The organism is Desulfovibrionales bacterium (assembly GCA_028715605.1).
Taxonomy (GTDB): Bacteria; Desulfobacterota; QYQD01; order QYQD01; family QYQD01; genus QYQD01.
This window is the reverse complement of the sequence record JAQURM010000008.1, coordinates 1-24,095: the sequence shown is the minus strand read 5'-3', so window position 1 is coordinate 24,095 and position 24,095 is coordinate 1. Positions and strand designations below refer to the sequence as shown.

General features: G+C 52.1%; 23 protein-coding genes. 21 read left to right on the top strand and 2 right to left on the bottom strand.

The annotated features are described in order from the left end of the window. Positions 1–76: 76 nt before the first annotated feature. Positions 77–1,279, bottom strand: a complete 1,203-nt coding sequence (locus PHT49_08860) for an OmpA family protein (protein ID MDD5451988.1) — start codon at positions 1,277–1,279, stop codon at positions 77–79. Between the two features lie 158 nt (positions 1,280–1,437). After that, positions 1,438–1,911, bottom strand: coding sequence for a large-conductance mechanosensitive channel protein MscL (gene mscL, locus PHT49_08855; GenBank protein ID MDD5451987.1), 474 nt, complete (start codon positions 1,909–1,911; stop codon positions 1,438–1,440). A gap of 658 nt (positions 1,912–2,569) precedes the next feature. Between mscL and PHT49_08850 the strand changes: the two genes are divergently transcribed. The 21 genes from PHT49_08850 to PHT49_08750 all read left to right on the top strand — a co-directional run. Beyond that, complete coding sequence (locus tag PHT49_08850) at positions 2,570–4,249, top strand: CHASE2 domain-containing protein (GenBank protein ID MDD5451986.1); 1,680 nt, start codon at positions 2,570–2,572, stop codon at positions 4,247–4,249. Positions 4,250–4,251: 2 nt separating this feature from the next. Then, on the top strand, positions 4,252–4,749 hold the full coding sequence (locus PHT49_08845) for an SH3 domain-containing protein (GenBank protein MDD5451985.1): 498 nt from the start codon (positions 4,252–4,254) through the stop codon (positions 4,747–4,749). A 9-nt stretch (positions 4,750–4,758) separates the two neighbouring features. After that, positions 4,759–5,622 (top strand): M48 family metalloprotease, encoded by an 864-nt coding sequence (locus tag PHT49_08840; protein ID MDD5451984.1) that lies wholly within the window; start codon positions 4,759–4,761, stop codon positions 5,620–5,622. Positions 5,623–5,734: 112 nt separating this feature from the next. After that, positions 5,735–6,793, top strand: a complete 1,059-nt coding sequence (locus PHT49_08835; GenBank protein ID MDD5451983.1) for a hypothetical protein — start codon at positions 5,735–5,737, stop codon at positions 6,791–6,793. Positions 6,794–6,857: 64 nt separating this feature from the next. Continuing rightward, positions 6,858–7,400 (top strand): transposase, encoded by a 543-nt coding sequence (locus tag PHT49_08830; protein ID MDD5451982.1) that lies wholly within the window; start codon positions 6,858–6,860, stop codon positions 7,398–7,400. A gap of 327 nt (positions 7,401–7,727) precedes the next feature. Beyond that, positions 7,728–7,934, top strand: coding sequence for a type II toxin-antitoxin system HicB family antitoxin (locus PHT49_08825; GenBank protein MDD5451981.1), 207 nt, complete (start codon positions 7,728–7,730; stop codon positions 7,932–7,934). After that, positions 7,931–8,155 (top strand): type II toxin-antitoxin system HicA family toxin, encoded by a 225-nt coding sequence (locus PHT49_08820; protein MDD5451980.1) that lies wholly within the window; start codon positions 7,931–7,933, stop codon positions 8,153–8,155. Before PHT49_08825 ends, PHT49_08820 begins: the two co-directional genes overlap by 4 nt. A gap of 110 nt (positions 8,156–8,265) precedes the next feature. Next, complete coding sequence (locus PHT49_08815) at positions 8,266–8,838, top strand: hypothetical protein (GenBank protein ID MDD5451979.1); 573 nt, start codon at positions 8,266–8,268, stop codon at positions 8,836–8,838. A gap of 15 nt (positions 8,839–8,853) precedes the next feature. Next, on the top strand, positions 8,854–9,033 hold the full coding sequence (locus tag PHT49_08810) for a hypothetical protein (GenBank protein ID MDD5451978.1): 180 nt from the start codon (positions 8,854–8,856) through the stop codon (positions 9,031–9,033). Positions 9,034–9,139: 106 nt separating this feature from the next. Further along, positions 9,140–9,874: an Abi-alpha family protein gene (locus PHT49_08805; protein ID MDD5451977.1), complete on the top strand. Its 735-nt coding sequence runs from the start codon at positions 9,140–9,142 to the stop codon at positions 9,872–9,874. Between the two features lie 4 nt (positions 9,875–9,878). Beyond that, on the top strand, positions 9,879–10,490 hold the full coding sequence (locus PHT49_08800; protein MDD5451976.1) for an N-acetyltransferase: 612 nt from the start codon (positions 9,879–9,881) through the stop codon (positions 10,488–10,490). Positions 10,491–10,713: 223 nt separating this feature from the next. Continuing rightward, on the top strand, positions 10,714–11,016 hold the full coding sequence (locus tag PHT49_08795) for a hypothetical protein (GenBank protein ID MDD5451975.1): 303 nt from the start codon (positions 10,714–10,716) through the stop codon (positions 11,014–11,016). A gap of 286 nt (positions 11,017–11,302) precedes the next feature. Beyond that, a complete protein-coding gene (locus tag PHT49_08790; GenBank protein ID MDD5451974.1) occupies positions 11,303–11,692 on the top strand; it encodes a LysR family transcriptional regulator in 390 nt (129 codons plus the stop codon). 425 nt (positions 11,693–12,117) lie between these two features. Next, a complete protein-coding gene (locus PHT49_08785; GenBank protein MDD5451973.1) occupies positions 12,118–12,267 on the top strand; it encodes a hypothetical protein in 150 nt (49 codons plus the stop codon). Positions 12,268–12,444: 177 nt separating this feature from the next. Further along, a complete protein-coding gene (gene fdhF, locus PHT49_08780) occupies positions 12,445–15,171 on the top strand; it encodes a formate dehydrogenase subunit alpha (GenBank protein MDD5451972.1) in 2,727 nt (908 codons plus the stop codon). A 78-nt stretch (positions 15,172–15,249) separates the two neighbouring features. Next, entirely contained in the window at positions 15,250–16,788 is a 1,539-nt protein-coding gene (locus tag PHT49_08775) for an NADH-ubiquinone oxidoreductase-F iron-sulfur binding region domain-containing protein (protein ID MDD5451971.1), read from the top strand. A gap of 24 nt (positions 16,789–16,812) precedes the next feature. After that, positions 16,813–19,146: a molybdopterin-dependent oxidoreductase gene (locus tag PHT49_08770; GenBank protein MDD5451970.1), complete on the top strand. Its 2,334-nt coding sequence runs from the start codon at positions 16,813–16,815 to the stop codon at positions 19,144–19,146. Beyond that, positions 19,128–19,445 (top strand): hypothetical protein, encoded by a 318-nt coding sequence (locus PHT49_08765; GenBank protein MDD5451969.1) that lies wholly within the window; start codon positions 19,128–19,130, stop codon positions 19,443–19,445. The genes PHT49_08770 and PHT49_08765 overlap by 19 nt, the downstream gene beginning before the upstream one ends. Positions 19,446–19,583: 138 nt before the next feature. Beyond that, on the top strand, positions 19,584–20,225 hold the full coding sequence (locus tag PHT49_08760) for a formylmethanofuran dehydrogenase subunit E family protein (GenBank protein MDD5451968.1): 642 nt from the start codon (positions 19,584–19,586) through the stop codon (positions 20,223–20,225). 77 nt (positions 20,226–20,302) lie between these two features. Further along, positions 20,303–23,350 (top strand): formate dehydrogenase-N subunit alpha, encoded by a 3,048-nt coding sequence (gene fdnG, locus PHT49_08755; GenBank protein ID MDD5451967.1) that lies wholly within the window; start codon positions 20,303–20,305, stop codon positions 23,348–23,350. Positions 23,351–23,362: 12 nt separating this feature from the next. Next, positions 23,363–24,095: formate dehydrogenase (locus tag PHT49_08750; protein ID MDD5451966.1), on the top strand; the 733-nt coding region annotated here is incomplete at its 3' end.

Genomic DNA, 24,095 nt, shown 5'->3' with positions numbered 1-24,095 from the left:
TCAAAATAAAACGGACATTCTTGCAGAAGATAAATTATTCTGCAAGAATGTCCGCTGGACTTAAGTCATAACTTATTTATAGAACCGGCTTCAGTTCCGCTCTTCGATTTTTTGCCCGGCCTTCCGGGGTGTCATTTGAGCTGACGGGGTTTGTCTTGCCGAACCCATATAGGTTAAATCGAGAGGCTTCAATCCCCTTTTGTTCCAGGTATGCCTTTACGGCCTGCGCCCGTTTTTCAGATAAGCCTAAATTATATTCATCTGATGCGGTGCTATCCGTAAAACCTTTGATGTGCATCTTCAACCCGGGATTTTTTTTCATCACCTGAGCGACGTCGTCCAGATCCGCGTAATATACTGTCTGGATATCAGATTTGTCGGTATCAAACAGGATCGTCGGCAGTATCCAGCATCCTTTTTTGTCCACTTTGGCTCCCGCAGGCGTATTCGGACATTGATCTGTGTCGTCATATACGCCGTCTCCGTCGCTGTCAACCGGTTTGGCTGCGGATTTTGGAGCGGGCGCTGGAACGGGTTTCGCAGGCGCCGCCTTCGGTGTTGATTCCTTGAGGAACACCTTTCTTACAAAATCGGCCATTGCGTCAGAGGAATTCAGTTGATCCTCAGATGTGAAAAATCCACATTGTCCGGCCTCGGCTATATCGTTCAGGAGCTGCCTGCCGTTTTTATCGTCTCCAACCAATATGGTATAAAAACAGATTCGTTCGCCGTATAAATTCTTTACTTCCTTTGCGGCGTTCAGAGGCTCCGGTCCCAGGTCTTTTCCGTCACTGACGATAATGGCCGCGATATTTCCCGCCGTTCCTTTAAAATCCTGTCCCATGGCCCTAATCGCCACATCCATCGGGGTGGTTCCACCGGGATACTCGACCTTATTCAGGCCCTTTTCAAAGCCGCTTTGGGTATAATCAGTTACGCCGTAGAACAAGGCGGTTTTTTCTTCGGTTAAACGTTTATCATGTCCAAAGGTTCTGAGCGCGCCATCGAGCTTTAAATCCGGAATAGTGCGATTCATAAGGTCAGCGGTATTTTTAGCCAGATCGAACTTCCGGTATTTTTTATATGCCTCATCCATGGACCCCGATGCGTCAAGGACCACAGCAAAATTATCTACTCTTTGTTCCAGCTCGCCTGATTGCAACCTTGGGTTAAGATTATAGGCTTGCGATATTAGGGGTGGTTTTTCTACGGTTGCGCAACCGACGAATAATACCCCGATCATTAGAAAAAATAATGCCTGCCAAATTTTTTTAATCATACCTGTCCTCCTTGTTATTTTATTATACCGGCTGGGAATCCGGCGTATGCCGAAGAAACCGACAACACAACAAAGAAAAGAATCAAAAATGAGAGCTTTTTCAAATACTTCTCCATCATATAATGTTTTTATGATCTCCCGCAAGTTTAACCAATCTATTAGCCCTTCAACTCCGAAGTGCAGTGAGGACAACGTACTGCCTTAATTGGAATGACCGACAGGCAATAATGGCACTCTTTAGTCGTTGGCTCGGCTGACGGGGTTTTATCCTGGCGCTTGAGTTTGTTGATATTGCGGATGAGGATAAAGACAGCGAAGGCGACTATTAAAAAGCTGACGATCGTATTTGCAAAAACGCCATAATTAACCGTAACCGCGCCGGCTTTCTGGGCATCGGCAAGGGAGGCATAAGGTTCGGCAACTGTTCCTTCTTTCAGTACTATGAAAAGGCTGCTAAAATCAACGTCACCTAAAAGCAGGCCGATAGGCGGCATAATGATATCGGAAACAAGTGACTTGGCTATGGCGCCAAAGGCCGCACCAATTATGACTCCAACAGCCATGTCAACCACGTTGCCCCGCATGGCAAATTCCTTGAATTCCTTTAACACATTCGTTCCCCTTTTCCTTATGATCGCCCCCGGATATAATTAGGGCTGGCTATTTGCGTCACAGAGCCTTTTCCGTATCCCCGCAAGAATGCCGGGCCGATATCTATCCAATTTCTTATACTAAAATTATGGCACACAAATCGCGCCTCAATCAAGATTTTTTTCAAAAAATGTTCGTTATTGTGCCGGCAACTAAGCACGAAGGCAGCGCTGTATGCTATATATTCGGGGTATTCGCTGTAATCGAGTGGGTAATTTTTTACTCTTCTCTATTCCCCTCTTTGGAAGAGAGGGGTTTAAGGGGAGATTTTATCAATCATGACTGTTTTAGGCTCTTATTATACGAAAGCATAGTTACTACCAAGAGTTTTCAAATCCCCCCCCGCCCCCCTTTACTAAAGGGGGGATAATAAGAAGCACGCCTTATTTTAAGAGAAAATTACCCATACTTTTTCACGATGAGCCAGATTTTTAATATGATAGATATAGATGGCCATGGGTTTGGCCCTTTTTCAACATTAGGGGCAGGTTTGACGGGAGAAGAAAAATATTGACAAAAAATAAATAGCCCATACCATGCTATGCATTGCCTCCAACCGGCAAAGTGGATATCGAAGCGCCCAGGGTCTGGAGGCCAAGGCCCAGGACTTTATTTTGTTATCACGGTGAACCCCTTAACATGAGATGGATTGCCGTAAGTATTTACCGGCTGTTGCTTAAGGTAGGAAAGCGTCTGAAGGCCAATTTCTACCTTTATCTCGCGGGAATTTTTACAATCGTAGTTTTTGCCGACAGTCTCGCGCTGAATATTACGGCGGGAATGAAACAGGCATCCTTCGACCTGATGATAAAGAACAGGATCGTCGTTCGCAAACCGGATCCGGATATCGTCATAGTGGACATCAATGAGGCGAGCCTTGCCGACATGGCGAAGGACTACGGCCGCTGGCCGTGGCCGCGCCAGGTCATGGGGGAGTTCGTCGAGCAGATAGAAAAACAGCGACCCAGAGCTGTTGTCTTCGACATTCTCTTCTCTGATCCTGATGTGTTCAACCCTGAGAGCGACGCTTATTTCAATGCCGCCATCAGTAACACAGACAACACTTTCTTCCCGGTGCTGCGTCTCGACCCGGAAAACGACAGGCTAAGCAGTGTCCTTCCTGAGCAAATTCCCGGGACAATACCCGTGCAGGGTGAGGCCATGCGGGGCAAACCGGTTGCCGTAGTCCTGCCGTTCTTTGAGGCAGCCCTGAATGGGGGACGTTTAGGCATCCACAATATCTATCCTGATAACGACGGGATTGCCCGTCAGTATCCCGTGCATCGCAGGGATTACGGTTGGCTGATTCCCTCGCTTCCGGCGCGTGTCGTCAAATGGCTCGGCATGAGTCTGCCCGAGAGAGACAATATCCTTATCAATTGGCGCGGAAAGCCTTTCGCTTATCACTATGTCAGCTTTACCGACGTGTTTTTCGACATGACAAGCAAGGACCACAGACGTTCGCAAAACGAATTCACCGGGAAAATCGTCCTTATCGGCTCCACTGCGGCAGGCCTTTTCGATGTAAAGGCCACGCCCATGGACAGGCTTCATCCGGGGGTGGAAATACTTGCCACGGCAATCGATAATCTTAAACACGACGACTATCTCCGTGTGCCTGACACCAAGTGGTTCAATCTTGTGCTTGCCCTCCTGATAATCTGGACCACAGCCATAGCATTGTTCAAAAATGTCGGTCAGGAGAAGTTCGACAGATTTTTCAGCGCCTCTCAATTCCTGCTTATAGGAATTTCCTATGTAAGCATTAACTTGATGACCGCATACATAAACCTTACCGGGCCCGTCATGCTCGGCGTGGCATATTTTACCTGTGCCAGAATTTATTCCTTTGGCGCCCGGAAGATTCTCGAAAAAAGCGCGGTCATGTCTTCTCTTGCCTCCGAAGGGAAGCTGTATGCGGCCCTGATGCTGATTCGGTTCGGCGGAGGTCCGGGCTCCGCGAGCGAAAAAGCGGTGGCGAGGATACGCAGCCTCCTGGGAAGGCACGGGATACAGGCGAGAAGCGTCGAAGCGCTCAAAGGCCTTCAGAAAGGCATCTGGGGATTATTTGAGGGAATGATTGCGGTATCATGGACCTGTCCGGCTGACGATGAAAAAGGAAGGAGTCTTATTATGAAAGAGGCGAAAACCGTGGAAGAAGCGGCTGCAGAGCTTTGGCAGACAGGGAGAGGAACCCCGGACGGAATATCGTTCATTTTTCATGAGGGGAGGATCGACGGAGGCGAACAGGCCAGGTCCGGCTGGACTTTGCTTTTTGGCGAAGCGCTGATGCGCCGGAACGAGGCAGGGAGGAAATAGCTATGAGATTTTCCAGAGATTTTTTTGTGGCAGTATTGCTTGTTTGTTTTTTGGCGCAAACAGGCATGGCAGGCGAGACCGGCACCGCTTTTAAAGCGGATAAGATAAGGGCCGAACCGTTTCTGGATGCAAAGGCAGTGGGTTCACTTGCTGCCGGATCTCGGGTGAACATCGTCAAAAGAGAAGGGGGCTGGATGCTCCTTTCGAGCCCGAAAAAGGGCTGGGTGAGGATGCTCAGCATACGCAGGGGCGCTGGCGCATCCGCTCCGAGAGCGAGAGTGTCGGGTGTTGTTGCGCTGGCCTCAGGAAGGGCCGGGACCGGGAAGGTGGTTTCATCTACCGGGATTCGCGGCCTAAATGAAGAGAATCTGAAAAACGCGCATTTTAATGAGGATGAACTCAACCTGACCGAATCTTATACCGTCACAAAAAGGGATGCCGAACAATTTGCTGCAAAGGCGCGGCTTAAGGCCCGTAAGGTTGATTATCTGTCTGAATAGGAGGCGGATATGTTTACATCTATTGTTTGTTTCATATTGGGTATGTGCCTGATGTCGGCTCCCGCCGTCCGCGGCGCGGAACTGGGTCAGGAATTGCTAAAGGGCATTGGGCAGACGCTGGATACGAAAACCGGACAGAAGGAAGCGCAGGAGAAACCAAAGGCTGAAGGCACTCCTGCCCCGTATGAAGAAGAAGTAGCCGTCGGGCGGCAGATTGCCGGCAATCTCCTGGGAGCGGCGCCTTTAGTCAAAGACAAGGCCTTGCAGAAATATGTCAACCTTGTCGGCCGGTGGGTCACCAACCAAAGCGAGCGCCCCGATCTCGAATGGCATTTCGGTGTGATCGACAGCGATGACATCAACGCCTTTGCTGCTCCGGGAGGTTATATTTTTATAACGCGGGGACTCTACCGGTTATTGAACAACGAGGCCCATCTTGCCGGGGTTCTGGCCCACGAGATTGCGCATGTAGTGAAACAGCACCACTATCGTGTAATGCGGCAGTCCCGGGTGGTGGACCTCGGGAGCAGATTGCTTGGCCAGAAGATCGGGCAGGACAACCCACTCATACAGAACCTGATCGGAAGCGGAGCGGAAATCGTGGCCCGCGGATTGGACAAGAACGCCGAATATGAAGCGGACCGCATGGGGGTGGTACTCGCTGCGAGGGCCGGATATGACCAATACGCCTTTGTCGAGGTGTTGCAGCAGATGGGTCATTACAGCAAAGATGATGATTCCGTCAAGCTTCTGTTCAAGACGCATCCCCACCCGGACGAACGCCTCGACCACCTTGACGCGTCCATGGGGGACAAGCTGGATAGCCTGAAAGGAGAGGCCGTATCAGGCCGATTTTACAGACTGAAGAAGTAAAGGCTCTGCCCTTGCACATACTGCAAATGAGGATGTCCCCATGGACATGGATGACAGGCTATTGGGCCGGTGATACTCAAGCAAAAAGACCGGACATGCAGGAGGCCAAACGATGCCAGGATACTATGAATACAATTACATGGGGAATTATCCCAAAGATCGGGAGACCGGGTGGAGCGATAATCTGCAGGGGGTTACGAATGACGGCCACAACTGGTTTTTTACCCAGGAAACCAAACTATGGCGCTTTCCGGTCTCACATGATCTGAACAAAAAGGTAACCAAGGCTAACCCGGAAAAAGGCATTCTCATGGCAAGAATGCCGTCTGAACTCAAGGGTTATAACCATTTTGGTGACCTGGATTATCATGAGGATTTTCTCTATATTCCGATTACCGGAGAAAACAAGACACCGGTAATAGGGGTCTTCCAGGCCGGGAATCTCTCCTATATCGGTTGCTTTGTCTTGAACGGCCAGAGCGGAGCCGGTTGGTGCGCCATAAATCCGAAAGACGGCCTGCTTTACACCTCCAACAGTACGGTTTCCCATGATAATCCCATGTTCAGGTATGAAGTGGACTTTGATAAGATTCGGCTTCGGGGGCAGGTGAGCATGTCCTTTAAAGACCGTTATCAGGTCTATAAACCCAATGGGGCCGGACTTGAACTAAAACACATGCAGGGCGGGGTATTCTCCGAAGACGGCAATCTCTATATCGTAAACGGGTATTATAAGGATTGCAGTCGCCAGAGGAGCGGTGTCCACGTGTTTGATGCGGAGACCGGAAGACGCATAGCCAAGTCCACTAATGGGTATGGCCGGTTCAACTATGAGTTCCACCCCGGATGGCCGAACCACGAGGAGCCGGAAGGGATCACTCTCTGGGATTTGGACGATGGCCGGGCCCCGAAGATTTCCGGGCGGTTGCATGTGATTATGATTGATAATGACGTAACGGATGACGATCTGTATTTCAAGCACTATTCCATGAAACCGGCGTATTTTGTCGCCAACAGGAATAGAAGCAGCCGGGAAGTTCACCTAAAAGACTGCAGGTGGGTCTCAAAGATGCACGATGAGAACAAGGTCTATTATAACAATATCCAGGATGCTTTTGATGACGGGTACGATGGTTGTTACTATTGCCTGCCGGAAAGGCATCATCGGTAGCCCTGTAGGGTGGGCTTTGCCCACCAAGAACCCCTGACAATCTTGTGGATACGGGTCATATTAAATGCCGAATTATCGAAGGGTACGGGAGGGGAATACATATTTTTTCACGGTGGTTACGCACCAACGACAGCCGATTCTTTGTCTGGAGGAATCGAGAGCACTGTTACGTGACATCACCGCAAGGGTGCGCAATTCGCATCCTTTCATCATTGAAGCCTGGGTTTTGCTGCCGGAGCATATGCACTGCATTTGGCGTTTACCGGATGGAGACATCGATTATTCATTGCGTTGGGCGTTGATAAAGACTGAATTTACCAAGAGGATCCGATGTTGGCTGGACACCCCGAATCCAACCCCGTCTCGAAAGAAGCATAGAGAAGGTATGGTGTGGCAAAGGCGTTTTTGGGAACACATGATTCGAGACGATCAGGATTTTTCGGCTCATTGTGATTATATCCATTACAATCCGGTAAAGCATCGGATTGTAGATGCACCGAAGGACTGGCCGTATTCGACATTTCATCGTTATGTTGAGAAAGAAATCTATTCGCCGGATTGGGGTGCGACACCGGTGGAGATTCCGATTGATGTCGGCAGAGAATGAAGGACGACAAAGACGGTGGGCAAAGCCCACCCTACGGGGCTGGGATATGAGAGGGTGTTTTACCTTGACCTTGCTCTCAAAAGGGGCTTGGGGATGGAACCAACACAGGTGGAACGCTTTTTTGTTTAGGTTACCAAGGAGCGTTGGCAGTAGATAAGCCTTGAATATTTAAATAGATTTTCTTATTGTGTTATTAAACAAATTCTTATACGATTTCCCCTAATACAGGGTTCGACGAAAAAGGTCGAGTCGATATAATATGTAATGTTCGTTCCTTGAAAGACAAACTTGATTAAAGAAATTCGCTATAAATGGAGGGTATAAAAAATGAAGGAATTCAGTGTGATAATTGAAAGGGATGAGGATGGATATTTCGTCGCTTCAGTTCCGGCCCTTCGTGGATGTCATACTCAAGCGAAATCCCTTGATACATTGATGAAAAGAATTAAAGAGGCTATCGAGCTCTGCCTTGAAGTGGAAAAACCGATAACCAGTGAATTTATTGGGGTTCAGAAAGTGGCGGTAAACTCATGACCACATTGCCAACAATTACCGGCAGCAAGCTTATTCGTGCATTACACAAAATTGGGTTTGAGGTAATTCGAATTAAAGGTAGCCATCATTTCTTGCAGCATTCTGACGGTCGCTGTACGGTAGTCCCGGTCCACCGCGGAGAGACTATAGGTCGCGGTTTGCTTGCTCAAATACTGAGGGACTGTGAAATTTCCAGAGAAGAGCTTCAAAAAATGCTTTGAGTAAATAATCGGGTGGATAGGACGGGAACAATTCACTATCTTTTTTCTCTATGACTATGAAAAAAGACAGTCGCTAGCTAAAATATAATGTTCGCCATAGGAAATGATGAATGGATAACACCTTAGCACATACTAATCTGCTGGTTCTTTCTGAAGAGCAAAACGCTCTGGACTACCTAAGGAAATCCCGAGAGTACATAGGGCAAGTGGCTTCAGACAGCATTGCGTGGAAGTGGATCACTATTTCTTTGGATGCCGCACTCTATGGTTTTGCCATTTGTGCCCTAAAAGGCACGAACCCTCACAGAGTCATGAAAGCCAATAAAGACTTCTCGGTTAACATAGCGGCAATCCCGGCGGAATTAGATAGTAAATCCTTTCCACCCGATTTCCAGACTGTGGACACTCCATCAAAAAAGCAGCTTAAGTTTAAAGGGACAATGTCGCTACAAACCGCCAATCTATTGCTTGCTCTATCTAACGATGCCTGGTATCAAGATGCCGTGATAGATTTGTACGAGAAGACCCATGAGATCATCAGTTTTCCTGTGGCCCTTGAAAGGTGTCAAGACCCTCAATGGATGCTCATGACTGTTCAAAGCAAGCCCCTCGTTATGTCTGAGTCGCAGAAGACCTCTGTGACAGCGCTCCACAAGGGGTTGCGGAATAACTTCGAGCATTAGGGGCCATGCGCCTGGATGATCGAAACTAGTGGTATGCCGCAGATCGTCATAGATGTCATGCACGTCATCCGGTTTCTCGCGCTGGAGGCTGGAAACTACATCCAACTTAAACAGCAAGAGAAGAAAGAAATAAGGTCTATTGTATTTCAGAGTGAGCGCCAGCTTAGGAAGCTATTGAAAGGCAAAGACCAATGAAGTTCAACGGAAGAGGAACAGCGGCGAACAAGGCGCTGCAGTGGATCGCCGAAAAAGCCGGCTCCCACTGAGCTTTCCGCTAGCCCTCTCACAAACGAGGCCGCAAATGCCCGGATTGCCAGACGGGATCGAGAAGCTCCTTCCAGCCAAGGTGGTCGAGAAGGCGTACGACGATCTTGCGTCTCAGCCCGCGAAGGAGGTGAGCAAGGTTGCAGTTGATCTCGTAAAGACTGCTCGCCTTCTTCTTGCTCCGTTCCAACTCGCCGCCGCGTTCCAAGACCGGTTCGAACGGGTCATCGAAAGGATCCGTACAAAAGTACCAGAGGAAAGGCACAGACAAGCCCCTGCTGAGATCGTTGGGCCTGCGATCCAGCAGATGCAGTACCTGGATGAGGACAATCCTCTTTGGCAAATGTTCGAGGAATTGTTGACTTGCTCAGTCGACTCGGAGGCAATCGCGAAAGTCCGCCCATCCTTCGCGCACCTGATCTCACAGTTGTCTCGAGATGAAGCTGTGATTCTGTATCGGCTTCGGGCGGGCGAGTTCACAGTCATCGACACTCTAGACCTGAACCGCAAGGGGAACCGATTCGAAAACCTCATCGTCGAGGAGAGTAGCATCCCAACCGCCGACCTTTGGCAATCTGGCCAAGTCGGACTCTACTATTCACATCTGAGTTCCTTGAGCCTCGTCGAATGGCCGGTTCACAAGCAAGACCCTATTATCAGTCCCGAAGGGATTCAAACCGGGGTTCGTAGGCACAGCACCATGCGCCTCACCGAGTTCGGGCGATTATTCGTATCTGCCTGCATCCCGGAGGGCGGCTTTCGAAATGCATAGCTGTTTGGCTGTACGGCGAGGGCTAACAAGGGCATGCAAGAAAGAGGAAGATGAGACCATGAATCCAAAGATCGTTATCAGGAACGAGAAGCATGACGATGTTTGTGCGATAACTCAGGTGACTGTCGCAGCGTTCAAAACCTTGGAGATCAGCAACCACACGGAGCAGTTCATCATCGAGGCACTACGTGCCGCCAAAGCTCTTACGGTATCGCTGGTCGCAGAAATGGATGGCCGCGTGATAGGGCATATTGCCTTCTCTCCCGTGACCATTTCCGACGGCACACCGAACTGGTATGGACTTGGACCTGTTTCCGTTTTGCCGGAGCACCAGCGAAAGGGCATCGGCAAGGCACTGATAAAAGAAGGATTGTCACGTCTGAAAGATATGAATGCCCGAGGATGCTGTCTCGTGGGGCATCCGGATTACTACAGGAAATTCGGGTTCAGGAACATGCTTGGACTTGTGCATGAGGGAGTGCCACAGGAGGTCTTCTTCGCTCTGTCTTTCGACGGGCACACTCCGCAGGGTACCGTCGCTTTCCACAAAGGATTCAAAGCGGATGGCCAATCGGGTAGCCGGGGGTGTTTAGCCCCCAGCCCCCACACCACCTAGCATGCGGGTCCGCACTAGGCGGTTCATGAAGCCTATCGGGCCGTAGCCGGACAGTAGATGTTCACCTACAAGTGTCTGGTGTTGATCCGGGTCGGGTACTTCAATAACGCGCCCCATGTCCACTCCTCCGGTCGGATTCATCGTGTCATGAAAGCTCATTGCTACTCCTTCCCTGCTTCATGTTCGGCCCTTCGGCGGTTCACGCCTACTTTTAGAAGAGCGTGTGGTTCGGCGTCGCTATGAAGATGGTTCGCATGGTGTAAGTATTCGTATCGCTAAGGGTTTAAGTTACCGCATCGGCGCCCATCGTGGGCACATCGTTTCTGATACTGCTATAGTAACGGTTAGCCTTGGTCAGTTTGTCTTAACGAGTAAACGAGCTATTTTCAGGGGCGACAAAAAGTCTTTCAATATTAAATTAGACAAAATCCTCGATCTTGAGTTCTACAACGATGGTGTCAAGATCACTGAAGGCACAGGCAAACACAGACTTCTTAAAATTGGCAACCCCGAGAATGTTGATTAAGTAGCAGACCCACGTCCTTATTATTTTCCGGGCATACCGGTTAGTTAACTGATGGTAGTTTTTTACGAAATAATATGAGAGATTGATTTAAGGAGATACAGAACAATAAATCCGATTCTTTGCTGTAGCTGACGCCTTGCTCTTAGCCGGAGACTTCTTAGCGAAACCCTTTGCAGAACCCCCTTCGCTTGCCGCGGGGTATTTCACTTGACATGGAATTGGCTCATCAGATAATTGTGCAGAGTACAAAACCTGTATCGGGAACGTATGCCGGGGGGCACACAGAATGAACATAAATTTCAAAATATGGCTGGAAGAGGACGGTGAAGTGCTCTTCGGCAAGGGCCGCGAGGAGTTGCTGGAGGCCATCGAAGAATTCCGCACTCTGATTGGAGCGGCAAAAAAACTCAATATGTCATACCGGGCCGCTTGGGGCCGGCTGAGGGCATCTGAAGAGCGGTTGGGCTTTAAGCTGGTAGAGCAAGACCTGAGCCGCAAAGTTATGTCGCTTACAGAGGAGGCCAGGAAACTCCTTCAGGCATACAAGGCCTTACGCCGGGAAACGCAGTCTTTTCTTGAGGAGGCAAGCCCGAGGCTGTTGCCGGAGGTACTTCTCTCGCGCACCGTGAAGAAGACCGGGAGAAAAGGGAGCAGATGTAAACGATCTGGCCAGTAGGTTAACAGCTCATTGGCAGCTTCAGAGATAAAAACAGGTCGTTATTCCTGAGCTAACTTACTAAATTTCCACGTATTTCAAGGTCATGCTCCGCGTTTGACCGGTTTGTGTTAACGGCCAGGGCAATTGACAGTGCCGGGAGCAGCCAGCGCCATATTGGTGTGCTCCCTTCCGGCCATATTGAGATTTTCAAAATGGACTACCTGCCCAGCCATTATAAGAGTGATTTCCGAGCTGCTCAAGAGATTACAAATTCAGGGTAAGATCAAGGGAGAGTAGAAAGCAGAACGATAGCTGCGCCAAGGAATTTACGCTTGACACATTATGTCTTTTTTGGCATACTCCGCTGCAACAATCAGCTTCCAGCAACCACACCGCCGGGAAATACAAGGCGCAGACCGGGCGGAGAAGCTGGAAACTGGCCGATGAAAAGACTCTTTCAGGAACGGATTCATTTCGAACCGCGCCAGAACGACTTCGCTGCTGACGGGATCAAGGTGGGTTATAACCATCGGGCAGTCTCCAATCGTAAAGCCGTCCGTCTGGACTTTACTGCGGGAGGAGGACCGATATGATTTCGTCAATTACCCTTAAAAACAACCTTTTCAAACACAAACACGATTTTTGCTTGTGCATTGTGCCATGACCCAGGGATGGGTGGAGCCGTCTGCCGCAATCCTGCGGTGACGGCAGCCGGTCGCCTATCCTTTTCGAACTCATACCAAAGCAGTTTTTCCGCAAGGGGAGACAAGGTGGCCGCGATACAAATCACAATCAACGGAATCAAGGTCCCTGCTCTAGAGAATCAGACCGTGCTTGAGGCGGCCCAAAAGGCAGGGCACTACATCCCCACCCTCTGCCATTATTCCGGTTTGAAGCCATACGGGGCCTGCAGGGTTTGCCTCGTAAAGGTGGATTCTGCCTCAGGCCTGATCCCAGCGTGCAATACCAGGGTGTACGACGGCATGAGCATCATTACGGATGACGAAGACATCCTGGCCGCAAGGCGAAACAGTATCAAAATTCTCCTGGCCAATCATCCGAACAGTTGCATGACCTGCGACAAGAATGGCGACTGCGAACTGGAGGCCCTGGCCTACAAATATCTGACCAAAGACGAGGTCGTGGCCGATTGGGACCGTGCTAAGTACAACTATTCCATCGAGGACAACAATCCGCTGATTGAATGGGACCGCAACAAATGCATCATGTGCAACCGTTGTGTGCGGACTTGTAACGAGATAGTGATTAGAGGAGCCATCGGATTTTCTCCGACCAGGGGGTTCACGGCGGTGGCCGACATTCCGCACGACAAAGACAATACTCTGGCGGAGTGCGAGCTTTGCGGCCAGTGTATTGCTGTCTGCCCCACCGGGGCGCTGGTCGGCAAACGCGAAAAGCGTGTCGGACGGCACTGGGAGCTCAAGAAAGTTCGAACGACCTGCCCCTACTGCGGCACCGGATGCAACATCGATCTGTTCGTGGACCCAAAGACAAATCGGGTGGTCAAGGCAGCCGGGTGCAAGGAAGGGCCGGTGAATCAGGGGCGCACCTGTGTCAAGGGGCGGTTCGGCTATGAGTTCGTCCACAATCCCGACCGCATCACGACTCCTTTGATCAAGAAAAACGGCCAATTCGTGCCCGCTACCTGGGACGAGGCCTATGATCTGATCGCCCGCAGGTTTATGGAAATCAAGGAGAAGCACGGCCCGGACAGTCTGGGGGTATTTGCCTGCTCCCGCTCGGTCAACGAGGATAACTACCTGCTTACGAAGCTCGCGCGGGCCGTTTTCGGCACGAACAACGTGGATAACTGCGCCAGGGTCTGCCACGCCCCAACCGTGGCAGGATTGTCGGCGGTTTTCGGCACCGGAGCGGCCACCAACTCCTTCGATCAGGTCGACGGGGCCGATGTGCTCTTTGTTACCGGCTCCAACACTACCGAGGCCCATCCCATTATCGGCATGAACATCAAGCGGGCCGTAAAAAATGGAGCCCGGCTGGTTCTGGCGGATCCACGAAAGATCGAGCTGGTAAAACATGCCGACCACTGGCTCGGCCTGCGTCCAGGCACCAACGTGGCCCTCTTCAGCGGCTTAATGCACGTAATCGTAAGAGACGGATTGCACAATAAAGAATTCATCGAGAAACGTACCAGAGGTTTTGAAGCTTTTGCCGAGAACCTCAGAAAGTTCACCCCGGAATACACGGCCAGGATCACCGGCGTCCCCGCCGGGGCGATAGTCGAGGCGGCCGGGATGATAGGCCGGGCCAGGAACCTGATGATTTACTACAGTCTGGGCATCACGGAACACGCCTTCGGCACCGAAGGGGTTATGAGTCTGGCGCATCTGGCCCTTCTGACAGACAGCGTGGGACGCGTGTCCACCGGGATAAACGTGCTGCGCGGCCAGAACAACGTACAGGGGGCCTGCGATATGGGTGCCCTGCCGAACATCTACATCGGCTACCAGAAGGTGGACGACCCAAAGGCGCGGGCCAAGTTCGAGGCCGCCTGGGGAGCAAAGTTGCCGGACAGGCCGGGGCTGAAATCCACGGAGATGCTGGAGAAAATGGTTTCCAAAGAGATCCGCGGCTTCTACATCCTGGGCGAAGACCCGGCGCATACCGATCCGCATATCACGCACATCCGTAAGAACCTGGAGGCGCTTGATTTTCTGGTGGTTCAGGAGATGTTTCACACCGAGACCACCCGATTCGCGCATGTCATCCTGCCTGCTTCCAGCTTTGCCGAGCAGAATGGAACTTACGTCAACGGCGAACGGCGCATCCAGCTCGTAAACCAGGCCGTTCCTCCTCTTTCCGGCAAGGAAAACTGGCAGATTCTCTGCGAAGTTATGGAGCGCATGGGCTATAACGGCCCCAGGTACGGCCATGCCTCGGAGATTTTCGAGGAGATGACGCAAGCAGCGGAGCACTTCATGGGCGGCTGCACGTATGAGGGTCTGCGGGAAAAGGGCATACAGTGGCCCTGCCCGCCGGGATCTAAGGGCACCTCGACCATGTATACCGAGAAGTTCTCCCATGTCGACGGTCTGGCGATCTTTACGCCGATCGACTTCAAAGAACCGAGTGAATGGCCGGATGCGGATTATGGTTTTATCCTGTGCACCGGCCGTCGCCGCGAACACTACAACAATGGCTCAATGACCCGGCGCACCGGGATTTTCAAGGTATGGAACCATGAGCAGGTTGAGATCAATCCGCACGACGCCTTCCGCCTGAACGTCCTGGACGGGGAAACCGTCAGGGTCGCTTCCCGCCGGGGCGAGGTCAAGGTGAAGGCCAGGGTGACCGACCGGTCGCCCATAGGCACGGTCTGGATGTCTTTCCACTATCGCGATGTGCTCACCAATCTGCTGACTAATAACACCTTTGATTCGGTTGCCAAATGTCCGGAGTATAAGGTGTGCGCGGTGAAGGTGGAGAAACTGGCGTCAGGAGAGTGCCTAAAGTGAGCTAACGTGCCTAGAGTTAATGAACGTCTGTCCGGTTCTTAACTCGTAACCCGCAACCGAACAAGGAGTGAAGAACAGATGACCGCAGTTTTTTCGACGTGGGGCGTAAGCGATCCCAAGGGTGCAAGCTCGCCGCCGTCCTTTCCCCCTGATCTGGGGCTGCGGGCATTCATGGGTTGGGATGGGCTGATCATTTGTGACGACTCGGTGGACGTCGTGGACATGGCCCGGGAATATGCGGCCCGGGCCAGAGCAGAATCCTGCGGCCAGTGTTTTCCCTGCCGGCTTGGCACTGCGGAGGTGGCTGATATCCTGGAGAGAATCTGCGCGGGTCGAGGGGCCGAGCATGACCTCGACAGACTGGAGATCCTGGCTCGCTATGTCCGGGAATCTGCCCGCTGCGATATCGGCCAGACCGCGCCCCGCCCGCTTCTGGACGCACTGGAGTACTTCCGTAATGAATTTCTTGCCGCGGTGCGCAACGCGAAGCCTCTCCCCCGAGGGAGCTACGTCTGGTCGGTAACCGCCCCCTGCATAACCGCCTGCCCCGCCCACGTAGATATCCCGGGGTATGTGGAAAAAATCCGGGTGGATCGTTGGGATGAGGCCCTCGATCTCGTTCGGAATACCTGCTTCATGCCGGGTACAATAGGCCGGATTTGCTTCCGAAACTGCGAGCGGAAATGCCGGCGAGGCGTTATAGATGAATCTGTCGCCATCAAGAACCTCAAGCGTTACGCGGCGGACCGTGAGGCAGCAGCGAGATATGTACAGACGCACAGCCCTCCGGTTCTCACCTTCCACCGCTATGTGGCCGACCGTGAAATCACACCCGGGAACAGCGCCGCTCACCATTTCCGGCCTGTACAGGAGGAAAAGGTAGCCATCGTGGGCGCCGGACCGGCAGGCCTTTCCTGTGCCTACTACCTGGGAGTCAACGGCTATCGAAGCACGATTTTTGAAGCTGCATTTCAGCCCGGCGGTACGGCTGCCGAGAGGATTCCCGCTTCCCGTCTTCCGCGGGACATCCTGCAGCGCGAAGCGGACTTGGTTGAAAAGCTCGGATCTGATATCCGCTACGGCGTGACAGTAGGTGAAGACATCACCATACAAGAACTCCTTAACGAAGGTTACCTCGCAGTTTTTATCAGTGTTGGAGCCCCTAAATTCTCAACCGGAAAATGCAAGATCGAACGGTTCGCTCAGGCGGGAATCAAGGTGGCCTCCAACAACACCTTGGTGGTGGATCCGGTCACACTACAGTCCGCAGTACCCTATATTTTCTGCGGCGGTGACTGCGTGACCGGGCAGAGTATGATAGTAGCTGCCCTGGCAGCCGGCCGCCGGGCCGCTAAATCCATCATTCAATACCTGGAAACGGGAGACTGTAGTCCTGACGAACAAGATCGGCTCGACCTCTTCATCTCTGCCCTGAACCAGGAGACCGCTAAAGGGGATGCTCCCATAGAGGCACTGTCCAATTCCTCCGCGGCCGGGCCGGCCAAACGGGGGCAACGCCTCTCAAAGCTCAAGGGTGAACTTACTCCCACACAAGCGAGGAAAGAAGCAAGCCGCTGTCTGCGCTGCTACCGAATCGCCCTTGCGGTTTTCGCCTAAGCTCCCCAAGTGAATGGAGAACCCATGCATTCCCAGATGCTGCTAAATAATCGTAAGATTTCCTTTTCCCCGGGGGAGACAATACTGGAGGTCGCTCAGACCGCCGGTATCTTAATCCCGACCTTGTGCCACTGGAAAGAGGCGGACCACTCCAATGTGTGCCGGATCTGCGTGGTGGAGGTGAAGGGGGTTGACCGGCTTCTGCCGGCTTGTAGCACACTCGCGCGTGAAGACATGGAGGTGTGGACCGAAACGGAGCGGGTGGTTCGCTCCCGCCGTCAGACCCTGGAACTGCTCCTGGCTGCGGGGCGGCATAGCTGTCTTGCCTGTGAGGCTAGCGGCGACTGCCGCCTCCAGGATTTGGCCTACCAGTACGGAGTGGAACCTACTACGGTCCGGCAGCCGGCTGATGCCTCCCCGTCGGCCCCGGAGGAGGCTTTCATTATCCGGGACTATAGCAAGTGTGTCCTGTGCGGCCGGTGTGTGGCCGCCTGCGGGGAGATTCAGGTTAACGGCGCCATCGCTTACCCGTTCGGCCGTCGGGAAGACCGGGCCGGGCCGCACGGCTGGTTCCCGCTCCCCGACCCGGCTAAGTGTGTATCCTGCGGGCAGTGCGTCGAGGCCTGCCCGGTGGGCGCCCTGACCGAAAAAAAGGCGAGGGGGCTCGGTCGGGCCTGGGAAACCCAAAAGGTAAGAACCACCTGCCCGTACTGCGGCGTAGGCTGCCAGCAGTGGGTCCATGTGAAGGATGGGCAAATCACTAAAGTCACGGCTGTGACCGACGCTGCCCCCAATATAGGCCGGTTGTGTGTCAAGGGCCGTTTTGCCTATGACTTCGTCTATGGTATGGAACGGCTTACCACGCCGCTGATCAAGGAAAACGAGCAGTTCCGGCCGGCATCCTGGGACGAAGTCCTGGACCTTGTGGCCGCGCGCTTTCGGGATATTATTCGCCTGCACGGTCCCGACTCCGTAGCCGGCTTGAGCTGGGCCCGGGCTCTCAATGAAGACTCTTACAACTTGCAGAAGCTCTTCCGGGCGGTATTCGGGACGAATAACATCGACCTTTGCGGGCATACCGGCCGTACCGACGCCGCCAACGGCCTGTCCCTGGCTTTCGGTAACCCCGGGGCGATGACAAATTCCCTCGGGGAGTTCGCGAACGCACGAATGCTGGTTTGCATCGGTATCGACATGACCGAGACCCACCCGATAGCGGCCACTTTTGTGAGGAATGCAGTGCGGCTTGGTGCCGAACTCATCGTGATCGACCATGTTAAACACCTTCTCTGCGACCATGCCGCCTTGATTGCCCCGATCCGTCCGGGCACCGAAGTGGCATTTTTAAATGGTCTTATGCACGTTATCCTAAGGGAGAATATCTATGATAAAGAGTTCGTCGAGCGTCACTGCGAAGGGTTCGAGGAACTCAAAGCGCTAGTCAAGGCTTACTCGCCCGAACGGACTGCCAGGATCTGCGGCGTGAGCCGGAATTTGATCCGGCAGATCGCGTGCCGTTTGGCGGCAGTGAGACCGGCCATGGTGTGTTATGCCCCGAGCCTTGCCGGGGGCACTGCGGCACGCAATAAGGAGGTATCCATCGCCAGTCTTCAGATGCTGCTCGGGAACATCGGGGTGGAGTGTGGCGGTGTCAATCCTTTGCGGGTCCGGAACAACGCGCAGGGCGCCTGCGACATGGGGGCCTTGCCTGATGTACTCCCCGGCTACCAGAAGGTGACCGATCCTGCGGCCCGGGAAAAGTTTTCGCGATTTTGGGGTATACGCGGGCTTCCCGCGAAACCCGGGCTAAGGTTTTCCGACATGCTGGACGCCTTGGCGGATGGGGCGGTCAAGGCGTTCTACTGCTTCGGAGAAAACCCGGCTAAAGGCCGGTTCGATTATCGACACGTCTATCAGTGCCTGGCGTCCGCAGAGTTTCTCGTCTGCCAGGACATTTTCCCGACCGAGATGAACCGCTACGCCCATGTAGTCCTGCCGTCGGCGGCCTGGTGTGAGGATGACGGGACCTTTACGAGCACCGAGCGGCGGGTAAACCGGGTCCGGAAGGGCAAGGAGCCGCCGGGGCTCGCACGGCCCAACTGGTGGATATTTCGTGAGATCGCCCGGCGGATGGGCCAAGAATGGGCATCGGCAAGCGCGCAGGAGATCTGGGACAATGAGGTCTCAGTGCTCGTCCCCATACTGGCCGGTATCAAATACCGCCGCATCGAGGGAAACGGTCTTCAGTGGCCATGCCCCACTGAGGACCACCCGGGCACGCCAGTTCTCCACCGGGCCGGTGATTTTCCCCGCGGCAAGGGCTTGTTCGTGCCGGTGGAATGGACGCCGCCTACGTAGTTTTTCACTGCTTACAGCTCATCGTACACCGAAAAGAGTTTCCCCATGTCCTTACGGGCAACAGTGAACGGATAACGGTGGACGATCTTATCAGGAAGAAATATATGCGAATCGGAACGTTAACATTCGAGGGGTATTGTGAGGCGGTGCGGGGCTTTCATGGGACTATCGCCCCGGGCATGCTCATCGGCGGTTTCATGGTCGAGTTGGCCCGAAACGGCCTCCCGGATGGAGTCCTTTTCGAGGCTCTCTGTGAAACGCGATTCTGTCTGTCCATAAATAGTAACAAATTAAAATAATTCATTTTTTCAATGAAAATAATGAATTTGACTTATTATCTCATGTAACCGTAATGTTAATAGACTAGGTGCTTTTTACACATTCTTAAGACAGATTATTTCTGTGAGGTGGATAAGACGTTAGTATCCTTAGAAACGATGCAAGGGAAAACTTCTGCTTTTGACATAGAAGAGTATATTCATCGTATTCAGCCTTTTCATGGCCATGCAGCACCGGGGGTCATCATCGGAGGGTTCATGGTGCATCTGGCCCGGATACAAATTCCCGAAGGGGTACTTTTTGATGCTATATGTGAAACTCCGGCCTGCCTTCCTGATGCCGTTCAACTGCTCACACCTTGCACGGCCGGAAACGGCTGGCTCAAGATTATTAACCTTGGCCGTTTTGCTTTAAGCCTCTATGATAAATACCATGGTAATGGATTCCGTGTGTTTCTTGACCCCGGCAAATTAGAACAATGGCCGGAGATAAAAGCCTGGTTCTTGAAGCTCAAGTCAAGGACTGAACAGAACCACGAACATCTTCTCTCGCAGATCAAGACGGCCGGTGTAGAAATATGCGGGGTATGCCCTGTTCAGATTAAGCCTGAATTTCTCAAAAAACGCGATAAGGGCAAGATTGTAATTTGTCCGTCATGTGAGGAAGCTTATCCTTTGAAGGATGGCAGCATCTGTTTCGCGTGCCAGGGGAGTTCGCCCTACATTATCCCTGAATATCCGGAGGGAAATGCACATGAAGACAAATACATTAGATCTCATGAAGGCTATAAGCAGACATAAAGTGAAGGAGGAGAGTTTTTTCTAAAAGAAAAGATTTTTATTAGTCATTCTCTAACCTTTTTTGAAAGGAGGAAGACATGAAAGTAACACGGCGCGATTTTTTAGTTGGATCAGGCACCCTTGCCGGGGGGTTGGCGCTTTCATCTCTCGGGATCGACCTGAGTCCGGTGATAGCCTATGCCGAAGAAATGAAAAAGATCGATAAGGTGAAGAGTGCCAAACAGACTACATCCATTTGTTGCTACTGTGGAGTCGGGTGCGGGCTGGTCTGCAGCACGGACGCTGCAACAGGGAAGATTATCAACATCGAGGGCGACCCCGAGCATCCCATCAATGAGGGGACGCTGTGCGCCAAAGGCGCAGGTAGTTATCAGACGACGGCCGCTAACGAGCATCGTCTGACCAAGGTGCTTTATCGTGCACCCAAAAGCGACAAGTGGCAGGAGAAGTCCTGGGATTGGGCAATCACGCGGATTGCTAAAAACATCAAAGCAACACGCGATGCAGGATTTATCACTAAGAACAACAAGGGCCATGTGGTGAATCGCGTTGAAAACATCGCTCATATAGGAAGTTCAAATATTGACAATGAAGAGTGTTGGCTCATTACCGCCATGGCCCGGTCCATGGGACTGGTCTATATCGATCATCAGGCCCGGGTCTGACACGCGCCTACTGTAGCGGCTCTGGGAGAGTCGTTCGGACGTGGCGCAATGACCAACCACTGGATAGATCTTCAGCACAGCGATGTTGTTCTCATTCAGGGGTGCAATGCTGCAGAAAATCATCCCATCTCATTCAAATGGGTTATGAGAGCCAAGGAGAGGGGAGGTAAGCTCATTCATGTTGACCCGCGCTTTACAAGGACTTCCTCAAAAGCAGATGTTTATGTCCCCCTGCGTTCGGGTACAGACATTGCCTTCCTGGGCGGGATGATCAAGTATATTATCGAAAACGAAAAATATTTCAAGGACTATGTCGTAAACTACACGAATGCACCGTTCCTGGTCAATGATAAGTTCGATTTCAATGACGGTCTTTTCTCCGGGTATGATTCCGGCACGAGAAAATATGACAAAGCGACCTGGACGATAAAAAAGGACGCTAACGGTATTCCTGAAAAAGACCCTACACTGAAAGATCCCCGCTGCGTTTTCCAGCTTTTGAAGAAGCATTATTCCCGTTATGATCTGGATACGGTCTCAAAGATTACTGGGACACCTGTAAAAGACCTGCAAACGGTCTATGAACTGTACTCATCCACCGGTGTGCCCGACAAGGCCGGAACCGTTATGTATGCCTTAGGCCAAACACAGCACACTTCGGGAGTACAGAATATCAGGACCCTTTGTATGATACAGCTTTTGCTTGGAAACATGGGCATCTGCGGCGGGGGAGTCAATGCTCTCCGCGGAGAACCGAACGTGCAAGGCTCTACAGACCATGCCATATTGTCTCATATCCTGCCTGGGTATCTTAAAGCGCCGGTGGCATCGCTGCCTACCCTGGACGATTACATTAAGAAAAATACCCCGAAAACCAGCGACCCCCGCTCGGCCAACTGGTGGCAGAACTACCCCAAATATACGGTAAGTCTTCTCAAGGCCTGGTACGGTGACAACGCAAAGAAGGAAAATGACTTCGGCTATTTATGGGTGCCCAAGCTCGATGACGGACAGGACTGCACTATCCTGAATATGATTGACAGGATGTTTGAAAAGTCGATCAAAGGGTTTATCTGTGTCGCCCAGAATCCTGCCTGCAGCCTTCCCAATGCCAATAAAGTACGTCAGGCATTTTCCAACCTGGATTGGATGGTGCATGTCAATATGTATAACAACGAAACAGCCTCTTTCTGGAAGGGGCCCGGAGTGGACCCCAAAAAGATCAATACAGAGGTCTTCCTGCTTCCAGGAGCGGCTTCCGTAGAGAAGCAGGGAAGCCAGACCAACAGCGGACGCCTGGTCTCATGGAAATACGAGGCGGCAAAGGCACCGGGAGACGCAATCTATACCGGCGATATCATAATCCGGATCGTTTCGAAGCTTAAGGAACTTTATAAAAAGGAAAAAGGCGCCTTCCCTGATCCGATTTTGAACCTGAAGTGGGATTATACCGACGAGAAAGGCCGGTTTGATGTGGTAGAGGTAGCCAAGGTCACCAACGGCTATTTTCTTGAAGACGTCACTATCGGCGACAAGACGTACAAAAAGGGTGATTGTGTACCTTCCTTTGCCCTGCTTCAGGCAGACGGCAAGACCTCATCAGGTAATTGGCTCATGTCCGGGTCATTTGCCCAGGATGGCACAAACCTCATGCAACGCAGAAAAAAGGACGACCCAACTGGTCTCGGCCTCTATCCGCAGTGGGCATGGGCATGGCCTGTCAACAGGCGCATTATCTACAATCGCGCTTCAGTGGACCTGAATGGCAAGCCTTACAATCCCAAGAGGCCTTTACTGGCCTGGGTGGATGGAAAATGGGTGGGTGACGTTCCCGACGGCCCATGGCCTCCAATGGCAGATCTCGAAAAAGGGAAATACCCGTTCATCATGAAGCCGGACGGCGTGTCCTCTCTCTTTGGCCCGGCACTGAGTGATGGACCATTCCCCGAACATTATGAACCTCTTGAAGGTCCGATGGAGAAAAATCCGCTGTCATCTCAACTGAAAAACCCTGTCATGAAGATATTTACAGGCACATGCGATAAATTTTCCGGCTGCGATCCCAGGTATCCCTTTGTGATGACCACATATTCCAGCACGGAACATTGGTGTACCGGCGGCAATACCAGGTGGCAGTCCTGGCTTACCGAGGCGCAGCCTCAGGTATATGTGGAAATCAGCGAAGAACTGGCACAGCTCAGAGGCATCAAGAACGGGGATAAGGTGAAGGTTGAGTCACCCCGTGGTTCTCTGCCCTGTGTTGCAATGGTAACGACCCGGCTGCGCCCCTTCAGCTGCGGCGGACAGACCATCCACCTGGTTGGAATGACCTACAACTATGGCTGGCTGTTCCCGGAGGACTGTGGTGACAGTGCCAATCTGCTTACTCCCACTGCGGGAGACGCGAATACAGGGACGCCTGAATACAAGGCCTTCATGGTCAATGTGACAAAGGTTTAGGAGGTGAAAGCTATGTCAAACGGAAAATCAATATTAGTAGATACCTCATTATGCACTGCCTGCAGGGGGTGTCAAGTTGCATGCAAACAATGGAATAATCTGCCTGGAACGAAGACCAAGCAGGTCGGTACCTATCAAAACCCCCAGGACTTATCGTCCGCCACCTGGAAACTTGTACGCTTCGCCGACGGCAAGAAAGAGGACGGTAAACCCTACTGGTATTTCTTCCCTGACCAGTGCCGGCATTGTATTGATGCGCCCTGTATGGAAATGGCCCAGGGGCTTGGGTCCAAGGCTATTACCCGGGACGCGGCTACCGGCGCTGTCTTGTTCAACTCTAAAGTAAAAGTCAGCAAGGCTGATTTCAAGGAGATCCGTTCAGCCTGCCCCTATGATATCCCGCGCCGGAATGAAAAGACCGGTACTATGGCTAAATGTACCATGTGTTTCGACCGGATCACTAACGGCCTGTTGCCGGCCTGCGTCAAGAGCTGTCCTTCCGGTGCCATGAATTTCGGGGATCGGGACAAGATGCTGGCTTTAGCCAGTAAGAGGTTGGAAGAACTTAAGAAAAAGTATCCCAAGGCCCAGCTCCTTAACGCGGATGCAGTCCGGACGATCTTCCTGGTAGTTGATGATCCTCAAAAGTATCACAAGTTCGCTGCGGCCAATGACACCTTTGGTGTTACCAGGCTGGCAGCCATCAAGAAAATAATACGGCCTCTGACCAATCTGGCGAATTGGC

Bases quoted from the DNA above. Each gene is read 5' to 3' on its own strand.
- PHT49_08860 (MDD5451988.1), bottom strand. From the start codon at position 1,279: ATGATTAAAAAAATTTGGCAGGCATTATTTTTTCTAATGATCGGGGTA.
- PHT49_08850 (MDD5451986.1), top strand. From the start codon at position 2,570: ATGAGATGGATTGCCGTAAGTATTTACCGGCTGTTGCTTAAGGTAGGA.
- PHT49_08845 (MDD5451985.1), top strand. From the start codon at position 4,252: ATGAGATTTTCCAGAGATTTTTTTGTGGCAGTATTGCTTGTTTGTTTT.
- PHT49_08840 (MDD5451984.1), top strand. From the start codon at position 4,759: ATGTTTACATCTATTGTTTGTTTCATATTGGGTATGTGCCTGATGTCG.
- PHT49_08835 (MDD5451983.1), top strand. From the start codon at position 5,735: ATGCCAGGATACTATGAATACAATTACATGGGGAATTATCCCAAAGAT.
- PHT49_08830 (MDD5451982.1), top strand. From the start codon at position 6,858: ATGCCGAATTATCGAAGGGTACGGGAGGGGAATACATATTTTTTCACG.
- PHT49_08825 (MDD5451981.1), top strand. From the start codon at position 7,728: ATGAAGGAATTCAGTGTGATAATTGAAAGGGATGAGGATGGATATTTC.
- PHT49_08820 (MDD5451980.1), top strand. From the start codon at position 7,931: ATGACCACATTGCCAACAATTACCGGCAGCAAGCTTATTCGTGCATTA.
- PHT49_08815 (MDD5451979.1), top strand. From the start codon at position 8,266: ATGGATAACACCTTAGCACATACTAATCTGCTGGTTCTTTCTGAAGAG.
- PHT49_08810 (MDD5451978.1), top strand. From the start codon at position 8,854: ATGATCGAAACTAGTGGTATGCCGCAGATCGTCATAGATGTCATGCAC.
- PHT49_08805 (MDD5451977.1), top strand. From the start codon at position 9,140: ATGCCCGGATTGCCAGACGGGATCGAGAAGCTCCTTCCAGCCAAGGTG.
- PHT49_08790 (MDD5451974.1), top strand. From the start codon at position 11,303: ATGAACATAAATTTCAAAATATGGCTGGAAGAGGACGGTGAAGTGCTC.
- PHT49_08785 (MDD5451973.1), top strand. From the start codon at position 12,118: ATGAAAAGACTCTTTCAGGAACGGATTCATTTCGAACCGCGCCAGAAC.
- PHT49_08775 (MDD5451971.1), top strand. From the start codon at position 15,250: ATGACCGCAGTTTTTTCGACGTGGGGCGTAAGCGATCCCAAGGGTGCA.
- PHT49_08770 (MDD5451970.1), top strand. From the start codon at position 16,813: ATGCATTCCCAGATGCTGCTAAATAATCGTAAGATTTCCTTTTCCCCG.
- PHT49_08765 (MDD5451969.1), top strand. From the start codon at position 19,128: ATGGACGCCGCCTACGTAGTTTTTCACTGCTTACAGCTCATCGTACAC.
- PHT49_08760 (MDD5451968.1), top strand. From the start codon at position 19,584: ATGCAAGGGAAAACTTCTGCTTTTGACATAGAAGAGTATATTCATCGT.